This is a genomic window from Flavitalea sp., from assembly GCF_035489435.1.
In the GTDB taxonomy this organism is placed as follows: domain Bacteria; phylum Bacteroidota; class Bacteroidia; order Chitinophagales; family Chitinophagaceae; genus DATHKG01.
This window is the reverse complement of sequence record NZ_DATHKG010000094.1, coordinates 59,793-72,687: the sequence shown is the minus strand read 5'-3', so window position 1 is coordinate 72,687 and position 12,895 is coordinate 59,793. Positions and strand designations below refer to the sequence as shown.

The 12,895-nt window shown below is 41.1% G+C and carries 6 protein-coding genes; 5 read left to right on the top strand and 1 reads right to left on the bottom strand.

What is annotated here, in order from left to right:
* Nucleotides 1-480: a putative quinol monooxygenase gene (locus VK664_RS15125; RefSeq protein WP_461399516.1), complete on the top strand. Its 480-nt coding sequence runs from the start codon at nt 1-3 to the stop codon at nt 478-480.
* Between the two features lie 34 nt (nt 481-514).
* Here VK664_RS15125 and VK664_RS15120 read toward each other — a convergent pair whose 3' ends face one another.
* On the bottom strand, nt 515-1,711 hold the full coding sequence (locus VK664_RS15120; RefSeq protein ID WP_461399515.1) for an exo-beta-N-acetylmuramidase NamZ family protein: 1,197 nt from the start codon (nt 1,709-1,711) through the stop codon (nt 515-517).
* A gap of 540 nt (nt 1,712-2,251) precedes the next feature.
* Here VK664_RS15120 and VK664_RS15115 point away from each other — a divergent pair.
* From VK664_RS15115 to VK664_RS15100, 4 genes are all read left to right on the top strand, one after another.
* Complete coding sequence (locus tag VK664_RS15115; RefSeq protein WP_461399514.1) at nt 2,252-5,464, top strand: SusC/RagA family TonB-linked outer membrane protein; 3,213 nt, start codon at nt 2,252-2,254, stop codon at nt 5,462-5,464.
* Nucleotides 5,465-5,499: 35 nt separating this feature from the next.
* On the top strand, nt 5,500-7,302 hold the full coding sequence (locus tag VK664_RS15110) for a RagB/SusD family nutrient uptake outer membrane protein (protein WP_461399513.1): 1,803 nt from the start codon (nt 5,500-5,502) through the stop codon (nt 7,300-7,302).
* Between the two features lie 223 nt (nt 7,303-7,525).
* Nucleotides 7,526-11,701: a hybrid sensor histidine kinase/response regulator gene (locus tag VK664_RS15105; protein WP_461399512.1), complete on the top strand. Its 4,176-nt coding sequence runs from the start codon at nt 7,526-7,528 to the stop codon at nt 11,699-11,701.
* A gap of 139 nt (nt 11,702-11,840) precedes the next feature.
* The gene (locus tag VK664_RS15100) at nt 11,841-12,875 is read left to right on the top strand and encodes an alpha/beta hydrolase (RefSeq protein ID WP_461399511.1); all 1,035 of its coding nucleotides are present in this window, start codon (nt 11,841-11,843) and stop codon (nt 12,873-12,875) included.
* The last annotated feature ends 20 nt before the right edge of the window (nt 12,876-12,895 follow it).

Below are 12,895 nucleotides of genomic sequence, written 5' to 3'. Positions count from 1 at the left end.
ATGCTAATTAAAAGAACAAAAAAGTCCTGGTTACAGGCAATACCATTTGCCCTCATACTAACTGCAACTTCAATGCACACACAGGTAAATACTGTGGGCAGTCAAACACCAAATACCAGTCAGCAAAAACCCGTGTTGCAAGCAGTTGAGCCGGATATGATGGTGCGAATTGCTGAAATTGAAATCATACCACAATTTGTGGAAGAATATAAATCCATCTTGAAAGAAGAAGCGGCAGCTTCAATTAGACTCGAGCCGGGTATAATAGCCATTTTCCCTATGTACGAGCAAAACAACCCGGCCCAGATAAAGATTGTAGAGATATATTCCAGTAAAATTCCTTATCAGGCGCACTTAAAAACGCCACACTTTCAGCATTATAAAACAACCACAGCGAAAATGGTAAAATCATTGAAGTTGGTTGACATGGAAAGTATAGACAGAGACATGATGGTCGAAATTTTTAAAAAATTGAAATAAGAAATCCATTTTTGACCTACAAATTGTTAAGGTACTATTGGTAGAGTAAATATTTTTTCCGCATTTTTTTATACTCACTTAATCCTGGCTCCCAACTTGCCCTGATTTCTTTTTCAGATTTGCCGTCGATAATCTGCTGGCGAAAATTTCCTAACCCGATCTGTTGTTCGATCGTATTCATTTCTCTACTCAACTTCGTATCAAAGAATTTTTCTTTGTGCGGATGGGCGCGATAAAGTTCCATGATCCACCGGAGGTTTATCTGCCTGCTTTTTCTTAACAGTTCAGTGTCATATTTACGCAGGTCAAGACCATAACAAACCTGATCCATGAACAAAGGAGTTTCAGACATGCCTTTGATGCTGGTCGGTGTATATGAAAAATCAAATTTGCCTTTCAATTCAGGGCTTCCGAGAACCGTGAATGGGAAATAAGTGCCACGGCCATGATTCACATAAACGCCTTCGAACATACAGGTTGAAGGATAAAGCAGGATAGACTGCTGGGTATTCAGATTGGGAGACGGAGGTACAGGCAGCGTATAACGCATTTCATGATCATAGTTAGCTACAGGAATAACACGGATCCTGCACTTTGCTTTGTTCGTCAACCATCCTTCACCGTTAGCCATCTGTGCAAATTCACCAACGGTTAAACCATGTGACATCGGTAATGGAAACATACCAATACCCGATCTATACTTCATATCCAGGATAGGCCCATCTATTAAATAACCATTGGGATTAGGACGGTCAAGTATCAGGATCTCCTTACCATTTTCAGCACAGACCTCCATTAAGCGCGCCAGTGCATTTATATTTGTATAAAAGCGGACGCCGACATCCTGCAGATCATAAATCAGGATATCTACGTTAGCCATATCTTCCTTTGACGGTTTGTTCTTTCTCCCGTATAATGATATAATAGAAATACCAGTAGCCGGATCTGTTTCATCCGCAATGGCCATGCCGGCGCTTGCATTACCACGAAATCCATGTTCCGGCCCGAAGACCTTCACGATATTTACACCCAGGGTTTTCAGACTATCAACAAGATGTCGTTTACCAATGATAGTTGTGGGATTTGCCATGATAGCAATTCGTTTGCCTTTCAGATAAGGAAGATATTTGCCTGTTTGATCAGCACCTGTGAGGATCCTTTCCGGATTTGCAGTTTGTTCGAACGAATTCAGGCTTACAAACAAAAAGGTAAAAAATAATATCAGCTTCATATTTGGCTTATTAATTAAGTCGTTGTGAATATACGTCGTGATTGTTGATAAATGTACAACCTGGTCCCGCGGGCTTGCCACTAAAATGTCTGAGAAATTTTTAATATTAATTGTTAGCAAATTAATAATTTGTTAAAGTCATCACGAACATTTTACTTTGAGCAACCTGAATCTGTACCAGGCATGTTTCGAACCCAACTACGAAACATGTCATACCCGGATTTATTGATGATGAGTAAAACACATTGACTCCATCATCGAATTACAGCCCCTGAATTTATCCTTAAACGCAAGCCGCGCTTCCCTTAGAAGCATTAACAACGATTATCAAAGTGCCAGCCAAAAGCCGGAATGGATCAATATGTCCATACCTGCCGGCTATTTAGCCAGTAATATCAAAGAATGTTTTCATTCAAGACAGTTTTAGACTTTGTATATCTTTTTATCACATATAAATCACAGAAATTGGACCTCACTTTATTTTTTTCCAGAATCAGCAGAAGTTTGCCTGATAAGCTCATTCTTCTAACAGTTTTAATTTTGAGTTTCAACACTGATGTCCTTGCAAGGCCTTCAGCAGATTATCAGACCGGCGACCAGGCAGAAATAGAAATCAGGGGTATAGTCACTGATAACCAAAAGAACCCAATAGCCGGTGCAAGCGTTGGTGTAAAAAATCTAACCGGCGGAACAGTTACGGATTCACTCGGGAATTTCAAAATCACAGTTCCAAATGGAAATGAGAGCCTTGTTGTAAGTTATGTTGGCTACGCTACACTCGAGATAGCGATTGGCAATCAAAAATTTTTAACCATCATACTTGGAAGTGGTAAAAGCCAGCTTGATGAAGTGGTAGTAGTTGGTTATGGCACACAGAAAAAATCAAGTATAACAGGTGCGGTTTCTTCTATTACCATGAGCCGGGTCACAGACATCCCGGTCACCAATATGTCTAATGCATTGGCAGGTCGTGCCGCAGGTGTTACAGTTGTAAACACTTCGGGATTGGCTGGTGCATCATCTACAATCAGGGTTCGTGGAAGTTTTGGAGAACCTGTTTATGTTATCGATGGTATTATTAAGGACAAGGCTGCATTTGACGCACTCGATCCCAACGAAATTGATCAGATGAGTGTGCTTAAAGATGCAGCCACTGCATCAGTTTACGGTGTTCAGGCTGGAAATGGTGTTATGATTATCACTACAAAAAAAGGTTCACCGGGTAAACCTGTTTTTACGGCGCAGACATCTTATACAACTGCGCGCCCTACCCTGACGCCACTCGCAGACAGAACAACAGCTACCGATGAATTAATTTATCAAAACAGGGTTGTGCAATGGGCAAATGAATATAATGGTAGAAACGATCCATTACCAAACAACCAGGGCATCTTTGACTATTTTAAAGATCGATCCTACAATGCAAATGACTGGGTATGGAGAAATCCAAACAATCAGAAAGCATTAATCAGTGTTAGCGGCGGCAACGACAAAGTAACTTATTACTCCATGCTCAGCTACACAAAAGAAGAAGGATCCTATATCAACCTGGATTACAATAAATTCAATCTCCGCACGAATGTTAACGCAAAGATTAGTAATGCCATCTCACTGAATCTTAACCTTTCCGCGTCACAACAGGGTTCAGACCGCTTCTACTGGCCTTTTTCCGGAGATGATGATTATGATGTGGCTGATTTTTACAGGGTTACTTTTAACTGGCCCAAGCTGTTTCCGTTTTATATGAACGCTGATGGCACTGTTGCTAATCAAATAACAAAATACCCGGTACAGCCTGCTATTGGCACCTTTCAATTGTGGAACGTTATCGACATGGTTCAAGGCAACCGTTACATAGATACAAGAAGACGACAATTAAATCCAATCCTCACACTTGACGTTAAACTGGACGATTTTGTAAAAGGACTTTCAACAAAGATTGTTGGAAATTATGAAGCAAATGACTACACGCGTAAAAAGTTTCTTACTTATCAGTATAATTATAAATTCATTTCTGCTGATCCAAGTAATAATCCTTACCTGCCCGGACCACCTGATCCCAACCAGATTAACGTGTTCACTTTTAGCCAGAATCAGCCTTTCCTCCAATACGGTCTACGCAATGGCTGGAAGTATCAATTTGATTGGTACCTGAACTATGACCGGAAATTTGGAAATCATTCCGTCAATGCAATGGCGGTATTTGAGCAGGCTGATAGCAAACGAATCGATATCTCGTCTACCGGATACGCACCTGTATCCTCAATCGATCAGATGTTCGCTTACTCCACCTCAGCGGGAAACAGGTATGGAGATGGTTCTGAATTTATTGATCCGGCTATCACCAGGCAGGCCTGGATCGGAAGAGTCAATTACAACTATGCCAGTAAATATCTTGTTGACTTTTCATTCAGATACGACGGAACGGTGTTAGCTGCAAAAGACAAACGATGGGGCTTTTTCCCTTCTGCATCGCTGGCATGGCGAATTTCACAGGAGTCATTTTTTAAAGACAATGTATCATGGGTAAACGAGTTAAAACTACGTGGAGGTTATGGTAGCACGGGTAACCTGGTAAACGTCGGTAATGCGCAGATAGCACCATTTCTATATACTCCGACTTATACCAATTCCGGTGGATATATGTATGGCAACACTTATTACATCAACATAGCAGCAGGTCCCACACCTGTACCCGAAATAACCTGGGCCACCAACTATGAAACCAATCTCGGACTTGATTTCGCAGTCATGAATAGCCGGCTATCGGGTTCGTTTGATATATTCAGGAAGAAAAAGAAGAATATTCTTGGCGCACGCACCATTACGCTCCCGGTAACTTACGGGCAAGCACTGGCACCTGAAAACTATGCTGCAAGCACCTTTGAGGGTATTGAACTATCCCTGCAATGGCAGGAACGCATAGCAGATTTTTCTTACTCCATTTATGGCAATCTCGGGTATTCGAGGGACCGTTGGGATATACTCGATCCAGCCAGCGCCTCTTACTACCCGGGTCAGCCACAGGATTTCAGATACCCTGTGGGTCAACCAAATAACAGGTTATTCGGTTACGAAGCCGTTGACCTTATTCGTACCCAGAAAGAACTTGATGAACTGATTGCTTCAGGATATACCACATTCGGAAGAAAACCTTATCTGGGTGGTATCAGGTATAAAGACGTGAGAGGCGCAAACTTTTCCAAAACACCGGATGGTAAAATTGATGATAACGATGTTGTATTGTTAAGTAACAACGCGCTACCACGCATCAATTTCGGATTAGGTTTTAGCGTTTCGTGGAAAGGAATTTCTTTGGAGGCTTTAATGCAGGGCGTAGGAAATTACGACAGGATGATCAGCAACCAGGATGGTGAAGGGATGCGACAACATGGCGGTTCCATAAGACCTTACTATCCGATATGGACAACCGATGTTTGGACACCAGAAAATCCAAGTGCAAAATATCCAAGACCTATAGGACAAAACTGGTTGGAATCGGGAACGCTTGGTTCAAGTTTTTGGCTAAAAAACGGGGCTTATCTACGTTTGAGAAATCTCAATATCTCCTATAACCTGCCGGCAAAATGGATGAAGCCGTTAGGAATGACAGGTACACAGATCTTTTTGAATGGAACCAATCTTCTCACCTTTTCAGAAATCAAAGAATTTCATGATCCTGAACAATTGAATTATGACTCCTACCCTGTTATGAAAACATTCACGGTAGGTCTTAATATCAAGTTTCAATAGTCAGAAATATCAAGGAGCACCAAAAAAAATCAGGAATGAAAAAGATATTGTTTTTAATAGTAGTAATTGTATCACTCACAAATTGCTCGAAGGTTTTGGATATACCAAATTTGACTGGTTATGATCCAACCCTGGTATGGAATGATCCAAATTTAGCAAATGCATATCTCGGGAATATTTATGAAAGTACGTTTGGCAACTGGACTGTCAACGCCGACGGACAAAGTGATCAGCTGGCGGGAGTTCCCTTTCCCATTAATAATATTACAACAGTAAATGCGGGAGCGTTGGTAACTATCCCAGCCATAGGTAATGGTGACTGGTTAACCAATTACAACCGCATTCGTTTGATCAACCAGGGAATTGTAAGCACGAACAACAGCACACTTACACAGGCTGTAAAGAATAATTTATTGGGGCAATTTTATTTTCTCCGGGCGTATACTTATTTTGGATTGGTGCGGAATTATGGCGGCATACCTTATCTGAAACAACCGCAGGACAGGTATGCTGATAGTCTCAATATACCAAGAAACTCAACTGCAGAAAGTTTTGATTTTATGATCCAGGATATTGATTCTGCCATACTGCTGCTACCACGCCGTATTTTAGCAGCATCTGCTGACTGGGGAAGAATTGATGGAAATTTTGCGCGTGCCATGAAAGGAAAGATCATGTTATACAAAGCCTCTCCACAGTTTAATCCTGCTAATCCCTGGAACAACAAATACTGGAATGAAGCTTATACGGCTACCAAACTTGCATACGATAGCCTTTATGCCCAGGGTTACAGGTTAGTTGGAGATTATGGACAGATAGCATTATCAGAAAGAAATTCTGAAGTGGTTTTTTCGGTTACCAACTTATTTCCCAATAAAGTGACCTCATGGGATAATGGCGTTCGTCCGGGTTCGCTAAGCCGGGGTCCGGCCCTTACCGGCCCTACCTGGGAAATGGTGAAAGCATTCCCGATGAAAGACGGTAAACAATATAACGATCCGACCGGATTGTATTATTCAACCGATGTTCAGTTCCTTCAATCATACTGGCAGAACAGGGATCCAAGATTTGATAAATCGGTGTTATGGAATGCAAAAACTTATCCTGTTGCTGGCGCATCCACAGGTTACAGGCAATATACCTCGGTGGGAATTGCAGATGCCCTGGACAATTTTGGCGTAAATCCAAACACTTCTACGAAATCACAGAATAACAACAGGTATACTGGTTTTTTTATTTTGAAAAACAGTAACCTGTCACTTACACAGGCACAGGTGCAGAGTTATGATGTGGACTATGTTGTGATGCGATTTGCAGAAATAATGTTGAATTATGCAGAAGCAGCTAACGAAATGGGGAAATCAACTGAAGCACATGAAATGTTGAAACAGATACGTCAGCGCGCTGGTATCGATGCAGGCGGAGACGGCAACTACGGACTTTTGCTGGCTCCTTCACGTGAACTGATGAGAACTCAGATCATGAATGAAAGAAATATTGAACTCTGTTTTGAGGGTTTCCGTTTTCATGACCTACGTCGCTGGCGGAGGTTTGATGTATTAACGGGCAAGGTAAAAAATGGCGTGGAAGCGATTGCAATCAATCCAAATGGAAGTGAAATTCCGGTTACTGCTGCACGTCCACTCGCACTTGCCAATCAGTTGACCGAAGCAAATTTTAAATACAGCATTTTAAGAACGCCACAATCAGGTGTAACAGTAAACACGTTGCCCGACTCTTACTATTTTGCACCTATCCAACAAAATATTATTGCTGCCGGTAACAAAATAGAACAAAACAGGGATTGGGGCGGATCGTTCAATCCAACTCTGGAATAAGGGCAAGCAAACCATTCGTTGAATTAAGAGCCATGGCCTCCATTAATGTGGGCCATGGCTTTTTCCATCGTGGGCAATAAGTATTACCAACTATTACCCTTAGTGGTAAACATAGTATTAGAAAAATGACTATAAAGTACTTGTAAATCAACATCATTTCACCCTATCTTAGCTGACTTAGACTTTCATCTTCAGGTCCAGTTCCTAATCAGTTATCCCGACAATGAACCAAATAATTGACCATGGTCTTCCCCATTATGGCTATGGCAAAACACTATCATCCATTTTAGTGTCTATAACTATCTTAATCATTTCTTTTATTCCTCGCTCAGTCAACGCACAACCTGCTCTTGAATTTGCTCATCTTACCATCAATGATGGCCTTTCACAAAATACCATCAACTGCATACTGAAAGACAAACAAGGTTATATGTGGTTCGGTACCCAGGATGGGCTTAACAGGTATGATGGCTATCAGATTAAAGTATACAAGCATAATCAAAGAGAAACAAGCGTTCTTTTCGCCAATCAGATTTCAGCGCTCTATGAAGATAAAACCGGCAGGCTGTGGGTAGGCTCAGACGGCGGCACTTTACATCAATACGACCGCGGACTTGACTTGTTCATTCCGTATAAAGCCGTAGTTAACAGTACTGATTCGGTTATCAGAGATGTAAATTCCATTCTTGAAGATAAAAATGGAAATCTATGGGTCGGAACATTTACCGGTCTTTATAAGATTAACACGAAGGCCGGTACAATAAAACATTTCAGCCAGTCGACCGAAAATAATTCAATATCCGGCGAAATCATCAACAGTATGCTGGAAGACCTGCAGGGGAGATTTTGGGTGGGTACTGAACTTGGGCTTAACCTGATGGACAAGGCAACCAATCGTTTTCGCCGGGTGATACCCCCTTTCAGTAATGAGCAGCCAGCTGATCTATACATAAACACAATCCTGCAGGATGAGTCGGGAACAATCTGGATTGGAACACAAACTAAAGGACTTATGGCACTAGACAGCTTGTGCCGGTTTTCCAGTATGAATAGTGAATTTGCCAGCGCCCTGTTACTTCCCGATAACAATGTTCTATCTCTCGCAAAAGCTGGTAAGAATCAGATCTGGATTGGTACTGAAAATGGCTTAAGCTTATTGAATACGATATCTGGAAGCATCCATACTTATCGGCCCGATGAACAAAGGCCCGGAAGTCTGAATAACAGTTCAATCAACAGCCTGCTGACAGACCCTTCAGGGATTCTGTGGGTTGGCACTTATGCCGGAGGAATTAATATTCATGATAAAAATCTTACAACATTTACGCATTACAAAAACAATCCTTATCAAAAGACCAGTCTAAGTTATAACGTGGTTACCTCGTTTGCAGAACTTACCAACGGAGATTTGTGGATAGGTACTGACGGCGGAGGTCTTAATCGTTTCTCCGCGAAGACTAACACGTTTAAGCGTTATGAGACACAACTCAGCAACAAACCAGATCTATCGAGCAATGTAATACTGTCGCTTCTGAGTGACGCAAACGACCATGTTTGGGTCGGTTCATACAACCGGGGACTTAGCCTCCTGAACGCAACAGGTAAAACAGTTAGAAAATATATCAAAGGCAGCAAAGATACCGACCTGAGCAGCAATAAAATTTTCAAGCTCTTGAAAGACTTGAATGGAGACATATGGATCGGAACTGACGAAGGAGGTATTAATGTAATAAGCGCAACTAACAAAAAAATTACAAAATACATTAATCATTCAGGTGATTCAACAAGCCTGAGTAGTAATGATATAAGAGCAATGTGCCTTGATCGCCAGGGAAATATCTGGATCGGGACTTATGCCGGAGGACTAAACCTTTTCGATAGATCTAAAAAATCTTTTAAAGTATTCAAAACTAACAGTAGCAAGCTCAGCTCCAATTCAATCCAGTGCATTTATCAGGATAGCCAGAAGAATCTATGGATTGGAACCCTGGGTGGTGGTTTAAATATTTATGACTACAAGACAAAAACGTTCACATCTATACTAGAAGAAAAAGGCTTACCCAGCAACGTTATCCATCATATTGAAGAGGACAATCATGGAACGTTATGGATCAGTAGCAACAAAGGAATCTTCACCTTCGATTTGCACACCAGGAAAATCAGATTTTACACCTTAACCAACGGTATTCAGAGCTATGAATTTTTTCGCGGTGCAGGCTATCGCAGCCGGAATGGTACAATATACTTTGGGGGAGTGAATGGCTTTAATGTTATTTCTCCCGAAAAGGTTGCGGTAAACAAAAACACTCCTCCTGTAATTTTGACTGATCTGCTCCTCTTTAATAAATCGGTACAAATTGAAAAGAACACGCCTTTGGCACAACATATTAGTTTAACCAGGCATTTTTCGCTTACACATGACCAATCCAGCATCAGCTTTGAATACATTGCTGTAAACTATACCGTACCAGGTGCAAATAAATATGCATACAAACTGGAAGGATTTGACCGTGAATGGAACTATGTTGGAACAGGGAGAAAAGCCACTTACACTAACCTGGGCCCAGGAACCTATACATTCCTGGTCAACGCTTGCAATAACGACGGCATCTGGAATAATGAACCTACCCGTGTAAGTTTTACCATTAAAGCTGCCTACTACAAAACGTGGTGGTTTTATACGATTATGGGTGGCATCCTTGCCGGTCTCATCATTTTTGTATATCGCCTGAGAGTAAGCCAAATCGAACAACAAAAAATTGTTCTCGAAAGCCAGGTAAAAGAAAGAACCCTGAAACTCCAGGAATCAACTGAAAACGAACGCCGGGCCCGCCGCGAAGCAGAGGTGGCAAATAAGGCCAAAAGTGTATTTCTTGCAACGATGAGTCATGAAATCAGGACACCGATGAATGGCGTAATTGCTACCTCTGCATTGCTGGCCGAAACAGCATTAAGTGATGAACACAGAAGATACACTGAGATCATAATGACAAGTGGTGAAAAATTACTTGGCGTAATAAATGATATCCTTGATTTCTCCAAGATTGAAAGTGATAAGATTGAACTGGAGTATCTACCGGTGAATTTGCGCCAGCTGATAGAAGAGGTACTGGATCTTTTCGCTGGTAAAGCCTTTGCCCAGGGTTTAGATCTCGTATATGAAATTGATGCTGAAGTACCTGAAAATGTGATGGGTGATTCAACAAGGCTGAGACAGATAATTATTAACCTCGTTGGTAATTCCATTAAGTTTACTCAGTGCGGACAAGTTTTTGTTATCGTTTCAACAAAAAGCTCCACATCCGGCGACATTAAACTGTGTTTTGAAGTAAGAGATACCGGAATTGGAATTCAAGCCGATAAACTGGCTACAATCTTTGATCCCTTTACACAAGCAGATTCGTCCACAACACGCAAATATGGAGGTACGGAACTTGGTCTAGCGATATCCAAACACCTGGTTGAATTAATGAAGGGCAACATCTGGATCAAGAGTGAACCGGGAAAGGGAACTTCATTCTTTTTTACAATCGTCACAATCCCAGCCAGTGAACAACAATCTCATTTGCAGGTATCTTGCCCTGAGCTGGAGGGAAAACATGTTTTGATAGTAGACGATAACCCCACAAACCGACTGATACTAAAGAAACAGCTGGAACTATGGCGAATGACTGTGCAGGACGTTGAATCAGGAAATATTGCTTTACAGTGTTTGTCAGACAATGAACGTTTTGATATCATCATTACAGATATGAAAATGCCTGGGATGAACGGACTGGAACTATGCGAAAAAATTAAAGCGAAAGGTTGTCAGTCACCTATAATATTGTTAAGTTCTATGGGAGATGAGAGCACCAAAGCGCTTAGTGCAAGATTTAATGCAATCATCGCAAAACCCATAAGGCAAAAAGATTTAAGAAACGCAGTGGAACGCTGTTTTATCTTGCGCCCGGACGAGATCAATGAAATAGCCTGGAAATCTGAATTCTCAACAAATTTCGCGTTGAAATATCCATTAAACATTCTTATCGCTGAAGACGACAAAGTAAACCAGGAGCTGATACTGATGATTATGACAAAACTTGGTTATACCGCTTCGATAGTTCAAAACGGTGTGGAAGCTGTCAATGCAGTACAACAGCAACGATATGACCTGGTGCTGATGGATTTACAAATGCCGGAGATGGATGGATTGGAAGCGACCAAATGCATAAGGCAATTGTCGATAGATCAACCGGTGATCATTGCCCTCACTGCAAATGCAATGCAGGATGACAAAGATCAGTGCCTGCAAATTGGCATGAATGACTATTTAAGCAAACCGCTTGACATAAAAAAGCTGTTACCAACATTGGAGAGGTGGTGGACCAATATACCAACTGCTCAGTTTAAGTCATAGTCTTTTGTCCGAGAAAGTCAATTGGCTCATCTATCAAAATATTCTTATATTTTGATAACCTTTGTCCCTTTTACCATAACTTAATCTTGCATTTGGTTGGAGAAATGTTAGTTGATGAAACGATATAATTTCAAAAACAATGAATCCCATTTCAAAAACTGCTTTAAAATTCCTGATGTACTTATTGGTACACTCCAATGTCTTATCTCAGCAAGACAGCATAATTCCAGAAAAAGCGATTGGTAATTTGCTCGATATCGGTGGATGGAAATTGCATTATAACTATGTGAAAGCTACCAATCAAAATTCGCCTACAATAATTTTTGAATCTGGCATCAGAGGATTTTCTTTTGAATGGATTCCTATTCAACAAAAATTGACATCCATAGCAAATTCCTTCGCCTATGACAGGTCAGGTTATGCATGGAGCCAGTTAGGCCCGAAGCCGCATACATTAAAGCAAACTGTTTATAATCTGCATACCCTTTTAAGGAAGGCCGGCCTTAAACCACCTTACATTTTAGTTGGAGCCTCGCACGGAGGTATGGTTGCAAGGCTTTTTACACAAACCTACCCGGAAGAAGTCATGGGTCTCGTATTAGTTGATGCCGCTTATGAAGATGGTGTACAATACATAAATGGTAAAAAAACTTATGCCTCATTGAATGCCGGGGGAAAAAAAATTCCTGAGGTAAAGACGCAGGCGGACGATACTGACAACAACCTTGCCCGGACTCAGGAAGCAATAACGGCTATCGGAGGAGCATTGAAGAGCATGGGATTTCCATTCAAATCAGTAGAACATCCATTTAATATGTTACCCGACTCCATTCAAAAATTAAGACTATGGGCCTTAAATCAATTTGAATTTTATGTAGCTAATGAAAATGAATATATACTTGATGAAAAGGTAGAAATTATCAGGGAGAGAAAAAAAACCCCATTCATGTTTTCGGACAAGCCACTCATAGTTCTTACTGCTACCAGCTCAGGTAATCCAAATGATCCTGATGAGATAGACAGGCTTAAGAATCAATCGGAAATGACAAACCTGTCAAAAAACAGCAAACAGATTGTAATTAACGATAGCGGTCATCACATACATGTAGAAAAGCCTGACATTATTATAGAAGCAATCAAGATGATTATTGGTGGCTTAAAACAGGAACGCTAAGATTTACAGGACGCAGGCCA

Excerpts from the sequence above, each read along its gene's own strand:
- VK664_RS15125 (WP_461399516.1), top strand. The coding sequence starts at position 1 with ATGCTAATTAAAAGAACAAAAAAGTCCTGGTTACAGGCAATACCATTT.
- VK664_RS15120 (WP_461399515.1), bottom strand. The coding sequence starts at position 1,711 with ATGAAGCTGATATTATTTTTTACCTTTTTGTTTGTAAGCCTGAATTCG.
- VK664_RS15110 (WP_461399513.1), top strand. The coding sequence starts at position 5,500 with ATGAAAAAGATATTGTTTTTAATAGTAGTAATTGTATCACTCACAAAT.
- VK664_RS15105 (WP_461399512.1), top strand. The coding sequence starts at position 7,526 with ATGAACCAAATAATTGACCATGGTCTTCCCCATTATGGCTATGGCAAA.
- VK664_RS15100 (WP_461399511.1), top strand. The coding sequence starts at position 11,841 with ATGAATCCCATTTCAAAAACTGCTTTAAAATTCCTGATGTACTTATTG.